The organism is Ruegeria sp. BHSB196 (assembly GCF_059613135.1).
On record NZ_JBXWRY010000004.1, the window covers coordinates 140,496 to 154,869 of the forward strand.

At 62.9% G+C, this 14,374-nt stretch carries 15 protein-coding genes; 11 read left to right on the forward strand and 4 right to left on the reverse strand.

Annotated elements, in window-relative coordinates:
- Positions 1-262 precede the first annotated feature (262 nt).
- On the forward strand, positions 263-589 hold the full coding sequence (hspQ, locus tag AC2FNJ_RS04720) for a heat shock protein HspQ (RefSeq protein WP_496762871.1): 327 nt from the start codon (positions 263-265) through the stop codon (positions 587-589).
- A 10-nt stretch (positions 590-599) separates the two neighbouring features.
- Here hspQ and AC2FNJ_RS04725 read toward each other — a convergent pair whose 3' ends face one another.
- From AC2FNJ_RS04725 to AC2FNJ_RS04735, 3 genes are all read right to left on the reverse strand, one after another.
- Positions 600-2,177, reverse strand: a complete 1,578-nt coding sequence (locus AC2FNJ_RS04725; protein ID WP_496762829.1) for a gamma-glutamyltransferase family protein — start codon at positions 2,175-2,177, stop codon at positions 600-602.
- A 220-nt stretch (positions 2,178-2,397) separates the two neighbouring features.
- A complete protein-coding gene (locus tag AC2FNJ_RS04730; protein ID WP_496762831.1) occupies positions 2,398-2,844 on the reverse strand; it encodes an ATP-binding protein in 447 nt (148 codons plus the stop codon).
- A gap of 16 nt (positions 2,845-2,860) precedes the next feature.
- Positions 2,861-3,205: an STAS domain-containing protein gene (locus AC2FNJ_RS04735; RefSeq protein ID WP_496762833.1), complete on the reverse strand. Its 345-nt coding sequence runs from the start codon at positions 3,203-3,205 to the stop codon at positions 2,861-2,863.
- A gap of 103 nt (positions 3,206-3,308) precedes the next feature.
- Between AC2FNJ_RS04735 and AC2FNJ_RS04740 the strand changes: the two genes are divergently transcribed.
- Positions 3,309-4,481 (forward strand): thiolase family protein, encoded by a 1,173-nt coding sequence (locus tag AC2FNJ_RS04740; RefSeq protein ID WP_496762834.1) that lies wholly within the window; start codon positions 3,309-3,311, stop codon positions 4,479-4,481.
- A gap of 87 nt (positions 4,482-4,568) precedes the next feature.
- On the forward strand, positions 4,569-5,021 hold the full coding sequence (locus AC2FNJ_RS04745; protein ID WP_496762836.1) for a GAF domain-containing protein: 453 nt from the start codon (positions 4,569-4,571) through the stop codon (positions 5,019-5,021).
- Here the strand turns inward: AC2FNJ_RS04745 and AC2FNJ_RS04750 are convergent.
- Positions 5,001-5,342, reverse strand: a complete 342-nt coding sequence (locus tag AC2FNJ_RS04750) for a DUF1294 domain-containing protein (RefSeq protein WP_496762838.1) — start codon at positions 5,340-5,342, stop codon at positions 5,001-5,003. The genes AC2FNJ_RS04745 and AC2FNJ_RS04750 overlap by 21 nt on opposite strands.
- A gap of 43 nt (positions 5,343-5,385) precedes the next feature.
- On the opposite strand from AC2FNJ_RS04750, the gene AC2FNJ_RS04755 reads away from it, so the two are divergent.
- The 8 genes from AC2FNJ_RS04755 to AC2FNJ_RS04790 form a co-directional block, all read left to right on the forward strand.
- Positions 5,386-5,955, forward strand: a complete 570-nt coding sequence (locus AC2FNJ_RS04755; protein WP_496762839.1) for a helix-turn-helix domain-containing protein — start codon at positions 5,386-5,388, stop codon at positions 5,953-5,955.
- Complete coding sequence (locus tag AC2FNJ_RS04760; RefSeq protein WP_496762841.1) at positions 5,955-6,578, forward strand: LysE family translocator; 624 nt, start codon at positions 5,955-5,957, stop codon at positions 6,576-6,578. The genes AC2FNJ_RS04755 and AC2FNJ_RS04760 overlap by 1 nt, the downstream gene beginning before the upstream one ends.
- A 4-nt stretch (positions 6,579-6,582) precedes the next feature.
- Positions 6,583-6,960, forward strand: coding sequence for a GFA family protein (locus tag AC2FNJ_RS04765; RefSeq protein WP_496762843.1), 378 nt, complete (start codon positions 6,583-6,585; stop codon positions 6,958-6,960).
- A gap of 19 nt (positions 6,961-6,979) precedes the next feature.
- Complete coding sequence (locus tag AC2FNJ_RS04770; RefSeq protein ID WP_496762845.1) at positions 6,980-9,430, forward strand: GcvT family protein; 2,451 nt, start codon at positions 6,980-6,982, stop codon at positions 9,428-9,430.
- An 89-nt stretch (positions 9,431-9,519) separates the two neighbouring features.
- Positions 9,520-10,572 (forward strand): alcohol dehydrogenase family protein, encoded by a 1,053-nt coding sequence (locus AC2FNJ_RS04775; protein WP_496762847.1) that lies wholly within the window; start codon positions 9,520-9,522, stop codon positions 10,570-10,572.
- Positions 10,573-10,584: 12 nt separating this feature from the next.
- On the forward strand, positions 10,585-11,475 hold the full coding sequence (locus tag AC2FNJ_RS04780; protein ID WP_496762855.1) for a homocysteine S-methyltransferase family protein: 891 nt from the start codon (positions 10,585-10,587) through the stop codon (positions 11,473-11,475).
- 11 nt (positions 11,476-11,486) lie between these two features.
- Positions 11,487-12,470, forward strand: a complete 984-nt coding sequence (locus AC2FNJ_RS04785) for a GlxA family transcriptional regulator (protein WP_496762864.1) — start codon at positions 11,487-11,489, stop codon at positions 12,468-12,470.
- An 89-nt stretch (positions 12,471-12,559) separates the two neighbouring features.
- Positions 12,560-14,374 (forward strand): FAD-dependent oxidoreductase (locus AC2FNJ_RS04790; RefSeq protein WP_496762866.1); only part of this gene is annotated, 1,815 nt, incomplete at its 3' end.

Here is a 14,374-nt window from a genome sequence, read left to right on the forward strand (position 1 = left end):
TTGGGCAATGATAGCCCATTTTCCGGGCGGGCGGAATCACAAACGCCTCAGTGCCAAGCCTGGCGCGCAATGTGTCGCAATTCTTTCCGGGGATGTGGGATCGGCACAACAGTCCGGAATCAAAGAACATTTGGCAAATGCCCGCGCCGTCGTCCGGTGTGACTGTCCCGACAGGGTTCACAGACTGTTTCCGCCAATTTCGGTTCAATTGTTGGACATTTGTGCGTCATCGGCGCTAAAAGAGGGGTTGGGGGCTGAAATTATGTTGAAGACACAAGCAAAGTACCACCTTGGGCAGGTGGTTCGCCACAAAAAGCACCCCTTCCGAGGGGTGGTGTTTGACGTGGATGCGGAATTTTCGAATACGGAAGAATGGTATCAAGCGATTCCCGAGGACAGCAGGCCGGCGAAGCAACAGCCGTTCTATCACCTGCTGGCGGAAAACGACCAATCCTATTACGTCGCCTATGTCTCGGAACAGAACCTGATCGAGGACCATTCCGGCGAACCGGTCGATCATCCGGATATTCCGGACATGTTCGGACCGTTCCAGGACGGGACGTATCCGCTTCACTTCCAGCTGAACTGAGAGGGTCGGGCTAGTATCCCAAGGCGCAACCGTCCTTGCGCGGGTCGCTGGCACCTTCCAGGACGCCGTCCTCACGGATGCGAATGGCCTGCGCGCCGCCAATCGGTGAATCGGGGATCTCAATCCTGTGGCCAAGCCTGGCCAGATCCTGCCGCACGGCCTCCGGATACCCACGTTCCACTTTCAAGGTGCCGCCATCCGCAAAAGCGCGTGGTGCATCGATTGCCGCCTGCAAGCTCATGCCGGCATCCACAAGATTGGACACGAACCGGGCGTGGCCGATCGGCTGATACCCGCCCCCCATCACGCCAAACGGCATTGATATGCGACCATTCTCGCACACCATGCCCGGAATGATCGTGTGCATGGGGCGCTTGCCGCCGCCGTATTCGTTCGGATGACCCGGCACGAGGCAGAACCCTGCTCCGCGATTGTGCAGCAGGATGCCGAATTTCTCGGACGCGATGCCCGATCCGAAACTGTGATAGATGGAATAGATCAGCGATACCGCCATTCGATCACGGTCCACGACCGTAATGTACACAGTGTCCTTGTGCACGGCGTCGGTCATCGCCGCAGGATTGGAGATGGCCCTGTTGGGGTCGATCAGGGCGGCCAGCCGCTCGGCCGTCTCGGGTGCCAGCAGGTGATCAAGCCGGTTCATATGCTCCGGATCCGCGACAAACCGGTTGCGCGCGTCATAGGCGAGCTTTGCGACCTCGGCCTCGATATGTGCGCGTTGCGCGCCCAGGGGGTCCATCGAGGCCATGTCGAAATGGCGCAGAATGTTGAGCAGCAGCAAAGCGGTCGCGCCCTGGCCGTTCGGCGGGTGCTCGACGAGTTCCACGTTCTTGTAGGCCGTGCGCACGGGGTCGGTGGACGTGCATCCGGTGTTTGCAAAATCTTCCAGACTGTGGTCGCCGCCCAAGCCGTTCAGCGTGGCCACCATGTCTTCCGCGACTTCGCCGGAGTAATAGGCATCGCGCCCCGCGCGGGCGATCCGGCGCAAGACCTCGGCCTGTTGAGGCGCGCGAAAGACCTCGCCGGCCTCGGGAACCTTGCCGCCGACCAGATAGAAGGAGCGCGCAGCACCTTGCAGCGTGCTTGCGCCCGACGCCCAGTCGAAGGCCACGCGCGCAGCGACCGGAACGCCGGTTTCGGCATAGTGAATCGCGGGCTGCAACAACGCATCGAGGCCCAGGCGACCTTCGGTTTCCGCAAGATGGCAGAACGCATCGACCGCGCCCGGAATTGTCACCGAGTGCGGACCGGCGAGCGGCATGGCGTCGTATCCCCGGTTTCTCAGGTCCTGGGGGTCGGCCGCGGCCGGTGCCCGGCCCGATCCGTTCAGGGCGCGGATTCGGGTTTCGCCCGGCCGGTTGTAGAGTACAAAGCAATCGCCGCCGATGCCGGTCATTTGCGGTTCGCACAAGCCCAGCAGAACAGCACCGGCAATCGCGGCATCCATCGCGTTCCCGCCGCGTTTGAGAATGTCGAGTGCCACTTGGGCCGCGAGCGGATGTGAAGTTGCGCACATTCCGTCAGAGGCAAGAACTTCGGAACGTCCGGGCAGGTGGAAATCGCGCATCGTTCAACTCTCCCACAATGGCGCGGCGAACCTAGACTGCGTTCGTCCAAAGTCCAACCGCATTTGCAGGGGAGGGGGGTCCTCGGCGCCGCTCACGTGTGGGGGCTGTGATGCCTGACGCCGAGGGAAGCTATCTTGAGCTACGGTTTCATTGTTTCCCGGATTTGCGGCGTGACCATGGTTCGATCTGGGCGTTATTGTGGCCGACGCGGAAAATCCTTCACGCTTCGCTCCGTTCGAAACGCAGCGACAGGTAGTTGCAGCCGTTCCTGCGTTCGTAGCGGATTTCACTGGCGATCTGGCGAATCAGAAACCACCCGAACCCACCCTCCGGGAGATCATGCAGGCCGACTTCGGTATTCGCCGGTTCGCCCGGTGGTATCCTGCCGTCCGGCAGGGGAAGGCCCGTATCCGAAATCAGGATGTCCAACCGGTCCTCCAGAAGGAAGCACTGGATCTGGACCTTGGCGGGTTCAATCCCCGCATAGGCGTGTTCGACCACGTTGTTGATGGCCTCGGCCAGCGCAATCCGGACGTCTCCGGCCCGGTCCTCGGACAATCCCGACAGCCTGAGATGGCCGGCAATGGTTGAAATGCCGGCGCTGGCTTCGGCTTCGGTCGCGGGAAAACTCAGTTCGAACGGTTCCTGCCCAGGTCTGCCATCCACAGCGGCGATCTCCCCACTACTGCCGGGTCGTGTTTGCGTTCAACGCATCGTCCAGCGTCGCGAACAGGTTGAACACGGTGTCCATGCGCGTCAGGCGAAAGACCTTGTCGACCATCGGCGAAAGTCCGGCCAGGTCGAGACGCCTTTGCTCGCCCAACTGCTTCATTGACGCCACGATTGCCCCCAATCCGCTCGAATCGATGAACTCCACAGCCGTCAGATCCAGAATGACCCGGCGCGGCCCGCCATCCGTCGCGCCGCGCATGTCCTCCTTGAACTGGATCGCCACCGCAGCGTCGATCCGGTCGGCGTCAACCGTGATCACCTGCACATCGCCGGTTACGGTGCTGGACAGGGCCATGCCTGACAATCCTCCAAAAAAGCGCGGTCGTTCCGTAGAAATACGCTAGACGCGATTTCTTACCATTCGGTATTCAGGCAACAGGATCAGGAGGGTTTTCCAGATGAAGGAAGTTGTCATCGCCGGTGCCTCGCGGACACCGATGGGCGGATTCCAGGGCATGTTCGATGGGCTAAGCGCGGCGGAACTGGGCGGGACGGCCATAAAGGCCGCGCTTGAGGGCGCCGGGGCCAGCACCGTGGACGAGGTCTTGATGGGATGCGTTCTGCCTGCAGGACAGGGCCAGGCGCCTGCGCGCCAAGCGGGCTTTGCCGCCGGTCTGGGCGAAGAGGTTCCGGCAACGACCCTCAACAAGATGTGCGGGTCGGGCATGAAGGCGGCGATGATGGCGTTCGATCAGATCGCGCTGGGACATGCCGACACGATGGTCGCGGGCGGAATGGAAAGCATGACGAACGCGCCGTACCTGCTGCCCAAGATGCGCGGCGGCGCGCGGATCGGTCATGCTCAGGTGGTCGATCACATGTTCCTGGACGGCCTTGAGGACGCCTATGACAAAGGCCGCCTGATGGGTACCTTTGCCGAAGACTGCGCCGAAGCATATCAGTTCACTCGTGAAGCCCAGGACGAATACGCCCTGCAGTCGCTTTCAAACGCGCTGGCAGCGCAGGACAGCGGCGCCTTCGATGGGGAAATCGTGCCGGTGACGGTCAGGACGCGCAAGGGCGAGGAAATCCAGTCGGCCGACGAACAGCCCAGATCCGCCCGGCCCGAGAAGATTCCGACGTTGAAACCCGCCTTCCGCAAGGATGGCACTGTAACGGCGGCAAACGCGTCTTCGATTTCCGATGGGGCCGCGGCGCTGGTGCTAGCTTCCGCCGAAGCTGCCGAAGCGCAGGGCCTCGGCGTACGTGCCCGCATCGTCGGTCATGCCAGCCATGCGCAGGCGCCCGGGTTGTTCACCACGGCTCCGGTTCCCGCGGCGCGCAAGCTCCTCGACCGGATCGGCTGGAAAAAGGACGATGTCGATCTCTGGGAGGTCAACGAAGCCTTCGCGGTGGTCCCGATGGCGTTCATGCACGAGATGGGCCTGCCGCGCGACAAGGTGAACGTCAACGGCGGCGCCTGCGCCTTGGGCCACCCGATCGGCGCCTCCGGGGCACGTATCATGGTCACGCTGCTCAACGCGCTGGAAAAACGGGGGCTGAAACGCGGCGTCGCCGCCATCTGCATCGGCGGTGGAGAGGGGACCGCGATCGCGATTGAGCGGATTTGACCGTTCGCCGCGTCTGCAATGCGGCGCGGTGATATGCGTGGCAGGCTCCACGGGGCTGGCGCCTGACCTGCAGACAAGGGGCTGTGTATGACCGCCGACTACGAAACGCTTGCCAAGACCATCGCCGCCTTGACCGAGGGCGAAACGGATGAGATCGCGCTGATGGCTACTGTCGCCTGCGAGGTTCATCATTCCGACGACCGTTTCGACTGGACAGGGTTCTACCGTGTTACCGAACCCGGTCTGCTCAAGATCGGCCCTTACCAGGGGGGGCATGGCTGTCTTGTCATTCCGTTCGGCAAGGGTGTCTGCGGGGCCGCTGCCCATACGGGCGAAGTGCAGCTGGTGCCGGATGTGGAGGCATTCCCCGGCCACATCGCATGTTCCGCCACGACCCGGTCGGAACTGGTGATTCCGGTTCGAAATGCGACGGGCGAGATCATCGCCGTGTTCGATATCGACAGCGACCGGCCCGACGCATTCGACAAGGCGGATGCCGAGGCGCTGGGCGGGATTCTGTCACAGGTTTTCGCGCGTTAGATAGTAGAACGCCACGGCTTGCAGCCCGACGATTGCCAAAAGCCGGAACGAGAAATTGCGCTTTCGGGTTTTGTGGCGGAACATCCAACGCCCCAGAACCGCGCCGGGGCTGCCGCCGAGTGCTGCAAGACACAGAAGCGTCCGTTCGGGCACGCGCCGACCTTTGCGTCGCGACCACAGTTTGTCCCATCCAAAGGCCAGAAGGGTCAGGCCATTGATGGCCCAGAGATACACCACGACGATCCACATGCGGCGGGAATAGTGCGGCTGCCACGGGACCGCAATGAAAAAAGGCTTGGAATTTTCACCGATTCGAGGCATCGTGAAATTCAAAGAGGAATTTTCACGGAAATTGGAGCGGCAGTTGAACAGCCAGGCCCCCCACAGTGCCACGCTCGGAGCCGACATTCGCGCGCTGCGCAAGGCCCGCGGGCTCACCCTGAGCGAGATCGCGGCCCGCCTGGATCGGTCTGTCGGCTGGCTCAGCCAGGTCGAGCGGGACATGTCCGAGCCTTCGATTTCCGATCTGCGTCAGATCGCCGAATGCCTGGGCGTGCCGATGTCGATGCTGTTCGCCCATTCGGCGGTTCCGGCCGACGAACAGGGCTATGTCGTGCGGGCAGGATCGCGCCGACCGATGGGATCGGGCGAGGAAGGATTGATCGAAGAGCTTCTTTCGCCCGACCTGACCGATGATTTCGAGGTGGTGCATTCCACCTTTCGACCCCGGTCCCGGATGCAGACACCGGCCAACCGCCCGACGCAGGAGGTCGGGTACATGGTCTCGGGCCGGCTGGATCTGACCATCGGAGACCGCGCATTCACCGTCGGGCCGGGCGACAGTTTCCGGATCAAGCATCAACCATATCAATGGGCGAACCCTTATGACGAGCCCGCAGTGGCGGTCTGGGTCATCGCCCCGCCGGTGTACTGATGAGCTTTGAGGCGTGGACCATATTCGCGCTGTTCTGGGTGATCTTTGTCACCACCCCAGGGCCCAACGCCGTCAATTGCATCTCGAACGGAATGAGCCTGCCGTTTCCCAAGGCGATGCTGGGGGTGCTGGGGATTCTGACCCAGGCCAGCGCGTTTCTGATCCTTTCGGCACTGGGGATCACGGCTCTGATCGCGGCCTCGCCTGCCGGATTTCTCTCGGCCAAACTGATCGGCGCTGGGTTTCTGGTCTGGCTGGGGGTGCGCGGCTGGATGACCGCAACCCGACCGGCACCGACCACCGAGCGGCCCGCGCGCCGCGTCTACGTTCATGCCCTGGCCATCGCCACGATCAACCCGAAAAGCGTTGCGGGCTATCTCGCGGCATTTTCGCAATTCGTGCAGCCCGGCGTCCCGATCTGGCAGCAGATGGCGGTGATCATGCCGACGGCACTGATCATCACCACGCTCAGCTACACCGGTTACACCTTGTTGGGGGCCAAGATGGGCAAAACGGCGCTGGGGGCGGTCTTCAACACCTGGGTGCGCCGCGTCCTGGCCGCCTGTTTCATCATCTACGGTGTGTTGCTCGGCACGAGTGCCGCACCCACAGCCAGAGGATAGTCCGATGCATACCGGTTCCTGCCTTTGCGGTTCCGTGGCCTTTTCGGTCGACGGCGCGCTGTCCGCGCCGACAATCTGCCATTGCGGTCAGTGCCGCCGTCAATCCGGCCATGTCTGGGCGTCCACCTGGACCCATCAGGACAATCTTCACTTTGAAGCCGGTGACACGCTGACCTGGTTCCGTGCCTCAGGCATAGCCAGGCGCGGGTTCTGCAGCAGGTGCGGAACGTTCCTGTTCTGGCAGCACAATGACGAGGACACGATCTCGATTTCGATGGGCGCGCTGGACGCGCCGACCGGGTTGACCCTCGCGCGCCACATCTTCGTGGTGGACAAGGGCGATTATTGCGACATCACGGACGACCTGCCGCAAGAGGCATGACAGACAGGGAACTGCGACAATGAGTGATTTTCCGACAAAGGCCCGCGTGGTCATCATCGGTGGCGGCGTGGTGGGGACATCGTCCCTTTATCACCTTGCCAAGAAAGGCTGGACCGACTGCGTCCTGCTGGAAAAGAACGAGCTGACGGCCGGCTCGACCTGGCACGCGGCGGGCAACGTGCCGACGTTTTCGACCTCCTGGGCGATCATGAACATGCAGCGGTATTCGACCGAACTCTACGCACGCCTGGGCGAAGAGGTCGATTATCCGATGAACTACCACGTGACCGGCTCGATCCGCCTGGCGCACAGCAAGGAGCGGATGCAGGAGTTCCAGCGTGCCGCCGCCATGGGCCGCTATCAAGGCATGAACATCGAGATCCTGACGCCGGAAGAGACCAAGGCACGTTACCCGTTCCTTGAAACCCACGACATCGTCGGTTCGCTCTATGACCCGCATGACGGCGACATCGACCCGGCTCAGCTGACCCAGGCGCTTGCCAAGGGCGCCCGCGACATGGGGCAGAAGATCCTCCGCTTCACGCCCGCCATCGGCGTGACGCAGCATCGCGACGGCACCTGGACCGTGCACACGGAAAAAGGCGACATCGCCTGCGATTACGTGGTGAACGCGGCCGGATACTATGCACAGCGCGTCGGCGAATGGTTCAAACCGTTCGGTGGCCGCACCGTGCCGATGATGGTGATGAGCCATCAGTACCTGCTGAGCGAGGAGATTCCTGAGATTGAAGCCTATTCGAAGCAGACCGGAAAAAAGCTCCCCCTGCTGCGCGACGTGGATGTCTCCTATTACCTGCGGCAGGAGAAGAACGGGTTCAACCTCGGACCATACGAGCCCAACTGCAAGGCGCATTGGGCGACGCCGGACGACCCGATGCCGGACGATTTCAGCTTTCAGCTGTGGAACGACGACCTCGACCGGATCGAGGACATCGTAGCGGACGCGATGGAGCGCGTTCCGGCCCTGCGCGCTGCCGGGGTTTCGCGCGTGATAAACGGTCCGATTCCATACGCCCCCGACGGGAACCCCCTGATCGGCCCGATGCCCGGCGTTCGCAACGCATTCGAAGCCTGCGTCTTCACCTTCGGCATCGCGCAGGGGGGTGGCGCGGGCAAGGTGCTGGCGGAATGGATCGTCGACGGCCATACCGAATGGGACATGTGGGCTTGCGACCCGCGCCGGTTCACCGACTATACCGATCACGACTATTGCGTGAAGAAGGGGATGGAGGTCTATGGCAACGAATACGCCATGCACTTCCCCCACCACGAATGGCCTGCGGCGCGCGACAAGAAGGTCTCGCCGGTGCATGACAGGGTGAAGGAACTCGGCGGCGTGATGGGTGTCTACAACGGCTGGGAACGCGCCAACTGGTTCGCGCAGCCGGGCGATGACCTGTCATTGGCGGCGACCCATACCTGGGGCCGGTCCGGCCCCTGGGAGCAGCGGATCAAGGAAGAGTGCGAGGCGGTGCGGGATGGCTGCGGGGTGCTCGATCTGCCGGGGTTCTCGCGGTTCAACCTTTCGGGCGATGGTGCGGCGGAGTGGCTGCGCGGCCTCACAACAGGGGCCCTGCCCAAGGTCGGGCGCATGAACCTGATGTATTTCTCGGACCACCGTGGCCGTATTCTGACGGAAATGTCCTGCCTGCGCCACGCGGACGACTCCTTTACGCTCATCACCGCAGGCGCCGCACAATGGCACGACTTTGAACTGTTGCGCAGCGCATTGCCCGCCGGTCTCAGCCTCACCGACCACACGACCGAATACGGCACGATGATCGTCACCGGCCCCAAGTCGCGTGCGCTGTTCGAGGCAATCGGGACCGAGGCCGACCTGTTCCTGCCCTGGCTTTCGCATCAGCCGGCCAGCGTTGCGGGTCAACCGTGCGCGCTTGCGCGCGTGTCCTTTGCCGGGGAACTGGGATGGGAGGTTCATTGCGCCAACGAACACCAGCCGGCAATTTACGAGGCGATACTGAAAGCAGGGGCCAAACCGTTCGGGATGTACGCGCTGAACGCGCTCAGGATCGAAAAGGGCTATCGCGCGTGGAAGGGCGATCTGTCCACGGACTATTCGCTGCTTGAAGGCGGGCTTGACCGGTTCATCCGGCTCGACAAGCCGCAGGATTTCCCGGGCAAGGCGGCGATCCTTCGCGAAAAGCAGCAGGGCGTCAGAAAACGCTTCGTCACCCTGATCGTCGAAGCAGGCGAGGCGGACGCGCCCTATATGTCCTGCATCTGGCACGGTGACGAGATCGTGGGCGAAACCACGTCGGGGGCGTGGGGGTACCGGGTCAACGCTTCGGTCGCCCTGGGCATGGTCCGCTCCGACCTGGCGGTGCCGGGCACCGAGCTTGAGGTGGAAATCTACGGCGAAAAACGCCGCGCAGTGGTACAGGAGGATCAGCCGCTGTGGGATCCCGCGAACGAGCGGCTGAGAGCCTGACCACGAAGAGGAGCCGGACATGGGCAAGCGTCATGCGAAATTGAGGCCGGTGCGGCCTCATCCGGACGACGACTGAGAACTGGACAGCCATGACCTTGCCCGAAACGATGTCAGGCGTTTACCTGTTGGGCCATGGCGGCCCGGAAATGCTGGAGTGGCGCGAGGATATCCCGGTGCCGGTGCCCGGACCGGGACAGGTACTGGTGCGCGTGGCCGCGGCAGGGGTAAACAACACCGACATCAACACCCGCGTTGGGTGGTATTCTCCGGACGTGACCGGGGCAACCGATGCGGTCGATCAGGATGTCGAAGCCGGTGGCTGGGGCGGCGCACTGTCGTTTCCCCGCATCCAGGGCGGCGATCTGTGCGGAATCGTCGAGAGGGTCGGCCCGGGCACCGGTTTCCGGCCGGGCCAGCGCGTGACCTGTCCGATCAACCTTCCGCGCCCCCGTCCTGGGAACCCGGCCGGTTTCATTGCGCTTGGCTCGGAGATGGACGGGGCATTTGCCCAGTTCTGTCTTCTGGACGCCGATGACTTGTACGACGTATCGGACTCGCCGCTTTCGGATGTTGAAATCGCGGCAATCCCCTGCGCCTTCGGAACGGCCGAAAACCTGCTGACCCGGGCGGGCGTGGCCACCGGGCACAAGGTTCTGATCACCGGGGCCTCGGGTGGCGTGGGGCTGGCTGCCATTCAACTGGCCGCGCTGCGCGGGGCCAGCGTCTGGGGCGTGACCGCCGCAGCCAAGGCCGACGCGGTCAAGGGCCAGGGTGCAACCGCAACCTTCGATCGCGAGGCACCGGTGCCCGAGGCGATGTTCGACGTGGTCATCGACGTGGTCGGAGGCCCCGCCTGGCCCGGCTTGATCCAGGCGCTGAAACCGGGCGGGCACTATGCCGTCTCGGGCGCTATTGCTGGCCCGATCGTGCAGGCCGATTTGCGTGACATCTATCTGCGCGACATCACCATCCACGGCTGCACGCACCAGGCGCCCGAAGTGTTCGGGCGCCTCGTCTCGCTGATCAACGCAGGCCGGATCAAGCCGCTGATCTCCGGGACATATCCGTTGCGCGACATCGCCAGAGCACAGGCGGATTTTCAATCCAAGACATTGCCGGGCAAGCTCGTTCTCATACCTTGAAAGGGTGCACACATGGCCGACATCACTCTTCTGGATGGTTCCATCGGACAGGAACTTGTGAAACGCAGTGGCGACCGGGCGACACCGCTGTGGTCGACACGTGTCATGATCGACCACCCCGATCTGGTGGGTGAGGTACATGCCGACTATTTCAGGCGCGGCGCGACCATCGCGACGACCAACACCTATGCCGTGCACCGCTCGCGCCTCGCCAGGGTCGGAATGGAGAATCAGGTGGCCGCGCTGATCGACACCGCGCTGCGTCAGGCCGAACGCGCCCGTCCTGCGGGCGGCCGGATCGCGGGATCCCTAGGTCCGCTGCTGGCTTCGTACCGCCCCGACCTGAACCCCGATCCGGAGGACGCGGCCGGGAAATACCAGGAACTCGTGGAACTGATGGCCCCGCGCGTGGACCTGTTCCTGATCGAAACGGTTTCGTCGCTCCAGGAGGCCGAAGGCGCGCTGCGCGGCACCCAGGGGTGCGGCAGGCCGGTCTGGCTGGCTGTAACCGTAATGGATGACGATGGTACCCGCCTGCGGTCGGGTGAGCCTTTGGCAGATGTGACCCGGATGGTCGAGCGTTTCGATCCAGAGGCGATCCTGACGAATTGCTCGCGGCCCGAGGCGATTCCCGCGGCGCTCGACATCCTGCGTACGATGGGCAAACCCTTTGGCGCCTACGCCAATGGGTTCACCCGCATCTCAGAAGCATTCCTTGCCGATGCGCCCACCGTTGACGCTCTGGAACAGCGGCAGGATCTTGACCCGGTTGCCTACGCGGATCAGGCCATGGGCTGGATCGGTCAGGGGGCGACGATCGTGGGCGGGTGCTGCGAAGTCGGCCCGGACCATATCGAAGAACTTGCGCGCCGCCTGCGCACCGCCGGGCATCGAATTGTCTGAGGTCGAAGGCCATGACCGACCGGAGCACGCACGATCAGACCACACAGGCCGGGCGCAGGTGGGTGATCGACATCATCGTGGCCGACGGCTTCGTCCTGATCGAACTTGCCGGCATCGTTGACGTGTTGCGCATCGCCAACCGCGTCTGTCCGCAGCCGGCCTTCGAATACCGATACCGGTCTCTCAGAGGAGGTGCGGTTTGCAGCCGCGCGGGGGCGTGGGTCGCGACAACCCAGATCCCTGCACAGCCGGATGCCGATTACGCTTTTGTCATTGGCAACTCCGACCCTGACCATCCGGACCTTTCTTTGTCCCGCGTGATCTCGAACTACACATATCGCGGCGCGCAGGTGTTCCTGCTGGCCGAAGCGGCCAGCCGTTACATCAGGGACAAGGGCGCCCCCGATCATGCGACGCATTGGGAGAACGCCTTTTTCCTCAGCGAGCGGAGCGCGGGTTTCAACGCGCGGTTCTCGATTGCCACCGAACATGGGCCGGTCGTGACCTGTGCGGGCATGGGCGCGACCGTCGATGTGACGCTGGCGCTGATCGGTCGCCACATATCCGGCGCGGCCAAGATGACGGTGGCCAACGTGATGCTGCACGAAAACATCCGGGACTTCGGCTCGATGCAGCCGTATTCGGGGATACGCAGTACCGAAACCGGGGACGACAAGCTGGACCAGTGCATCAAGATCATGCAAGCCAATGTCGAAGACCCGGTTCCGATAAAGGAGATCGTCGGGGCATTGGGCCTGTCCAGCCGCTCGCTCGAGCGCAAGTTCCAGAACAAATTCGGCGTGACACCCAACCAGTTCTATCGCGAAATGCGCCTGTCCAAGGCCAACAACCTGTTGTTGAACACATCGCTCACCGTTCGTGAGATCGGGTTGGCCTGCGGATTTCCGAACGGGTTTTCTACGATCTACAAAAGTGTCTACGGACTCACACCACTCGCCGTCCGTCGACGGCGCCGCCGCGTAGGCGGACGATGATTATCGCAGGCTTTGTGACGCTTTTGAGGAATTTCCTGCCGCGTTTCCGTGGCACGATAACGCAGATCTGAAGATTCGGAGTCATCGGCATGGTTGATCTTCCCACCAAGGCCCGCGTGGTCATCATCGGCGGCGGCGTCATCGGATGCTCGGTTGCCTACCACCTGACCAAGCTGGGCTGGACCGACGTTGTGCTGCTGGAGCGCAAGCAGCTGACCTCGGGCACCACCTGGCATGCGGCGGGGCTGATCGCGCAGCTTCGACCGTCGTCGAACATGACCAAGCTGGCGAAATACACGCAGGAGCTTTACGGCAGGCTTGGTGAGGAAACCGGGATCGAAACGGGCTTCCGCCGCACCGGCTCGATCAATGTCGCCCTGACCGAGGAACGCCGCGAGGAACTGTTTCGCACTGCCGCCATGGCGCGTGCCTTTGGCGTCGAAGTGCACGAATTGACCACCGCCGAGGTCAAGGAAAAGTACGAATACCTCAACACCGACGACGTGACCGGCGGCGTGTGGCTGCCGCTGGACGGGCAGGGGGATCCGGCCAATATCGCTCTGGCGCTGGCCAAGGGAGCCCGCCAGCGCGGCGCGTTGATCAAGGAACGGGTCAAGGTGACCGGCATCACCCGCCAGGGCCGCCGCGTGACCGGTGTGGACTGGACCAGCGACGACGGCGCGGCGCAGGGCCGTATCGAGGCCGAGATGATCGTGAACTGCGCCGGCATGTGGGGGCACGAGGTTGGCCGCATGGCGGGGGCCAACGTGCCGCTGCATGCGTGCGAGCATTTCTACATCGTGACCGAGGCCATCCCCGGCCTGAAGCAGATGCCGGTGCTGCGCGTTGCGGACGAATGCGCCTATTACAAGGAGGACGCGGGCAAGATCCTGCTGGGCGCCTTCGAGCCGAAATCCAAGCCCTGGGGCATGAACGGTATTCCGGACAGCTTCGAATTCGATCAGTTGCCCGAGGATTTCGACCATTTCGAACCGATCCTGGAAGCCGCCTGCAGACGGATGCCGATGCTGGCAGAGGCGGGCATCCACACGTTTTTCAACGGTCCGGAAAGTTTCACGCCCGACGACGCCTATCACATCGGTCTAGCGCCCGAGCTGGACAATTTCTGGGTGGCGGCCGGGTTCAATTCGATCGGCATCCAGTCCGCCGGCGGGGCGGGCATGGCGCTGGCGCAATGGATGGAGGACGGCGAAAAGCCCTTTGATCTGGGCGATGTGGACATCGCACGCATGCACCCGTTTCAGGGCAACAGGACGTATCTGGCCGAGCGGGTTTCGGAAACGCTCGGTCTGCTTTACGCAGACCATTTCCCGTATCGGCAGATGGCCTCGGCGCGGGGGGTTCGCCGCAGCCCGTTCCATCATCACTTGCAAGAAAGAGGGGCGGTGTTCGGCGAAATCGGCGGTTGGGAACGTGCCAACTGGTTTGCAGCCCAGGGTCAGGAGCGCGAATACCGCTATTCGTGGAAGCGCCAGAACTGGTTCGAGAACTCGGCCGCCGAACACCGTGCCGTGCGCGAAAACGTCGGCATGTACGACATGACCTCGTTCGGCAAGTTGCGGGTCGAAGGGCCGGATGCCGAAGCGTTTCTGAACCACATCTGCGGCGCAAATCTGTCTGTGCCGGTGGGCAAGATCGTCTATACGCAGTTCCTGAATTCACGCGGCGGGATCGAGGCGGACGTGACCGTCACCCGGCTGAGTGAAACCGCCTACCTTGTCGTCACCCCGGCCATCACCCGTCTTGCCGACGAAACACGGATGCGGCGCTTGGTGGGTGATCGTCGGGTCGTTGTCACCGATGTCACCGGGGCAGAGAGCGTTTTGGCAGTGATGGGGCCGAATTCGCGGGAACTTCTCAAGAAAGTCTCGCCCAACGATTTC

Bases quoted from the DNA above. Each gene is read 5' to 3' on its own strand.
- AC2FNJ_RS04765 (WP_496762843.1), top strand. From the start codon at position 6,583: ATGCATACCGGTTCCTGCCTTTGCGGTTCCGTGGCCTTTTCGGTCGAC.
- AC2FNJ_RS04770 (WP_496762845.1), top strand. From the start codon at position 6,980: ATGAGTGATTTTCCGACAAAGGCCCGCGTGGTCATCATCGGTGGCGGC.
- AC2FNJ_RS04745 (WP_496762836.1), top strand. From the start codon at position 4,569: ATGACCGCCGACTACGAAACGCTTGCCAAGACCATCGCCGCCTTGACC.
- AC2FNJ_RS04725 (WP_496762829.1), bottom strand. From the start codon at position 2,177: ATGCGCGATTTCCACCTGCCCGGACGTTCCGAAGTTCTTGCCTCTGAC.
- AC2FNJ_RS04750 (WP_496762838.1), bottom strand. From the start codon at position 5,342: ATGCCTCGAATCGGTGAAAATTCCAAGCCTTTTTTCATTGCGGTCCCG.
- AC2FNJ_RS04775 (WP_496762847.1), top strand. From the start codon at position 9,520: ATGACCTTGCCCGAAACGATGTCAGGCGTTTACCTGTTGGGCCATGGC.
- AC2FNJ_RS04735 (WP_496762833.1), bottom strand. From the start codon at position 3,205: ATGGCCCTGTCCAGCACCGTAACCGGCGATGTGCAGGTGATCACGGTT.
- AC2FNJ_RS04760 (WP_496762841.1), top strand. From the start codon at position 5,955: ATGAGCTTTGAGGCGTGGACCATATTCGCGCTGTTCTGGGTGATCTTT.
- AC2FNJ_RS04785 (WP_496762864.1), top strand. From the start codon at position 11,487: ATGACCGACCGGAGCACGCACGATCAGACCACACAGGCCGGGCGCAGG.
- AC2FNJ_RS04740 (WP_496762834.1), top strand. From the start codon at position 3,309: ATGAAGGAAGTTGTCATCGCCGGTGCCTCGCGGACACCGATGGGCGGA.
- AC2FNJ_RS04780 (WP_496762855.1), top strand. From the start codon at position 10,585: ATGGCCGACATCACTCTTCTGGATGGTTCCATCGGACAGGAACTTGTG.
- hspQ (WP_496762871.1), top strand. From the start codon at position 263: ATGTTGAAGACACAAGCAAAGTACCACCTTGGGCAGGTGGTTCGCCAC.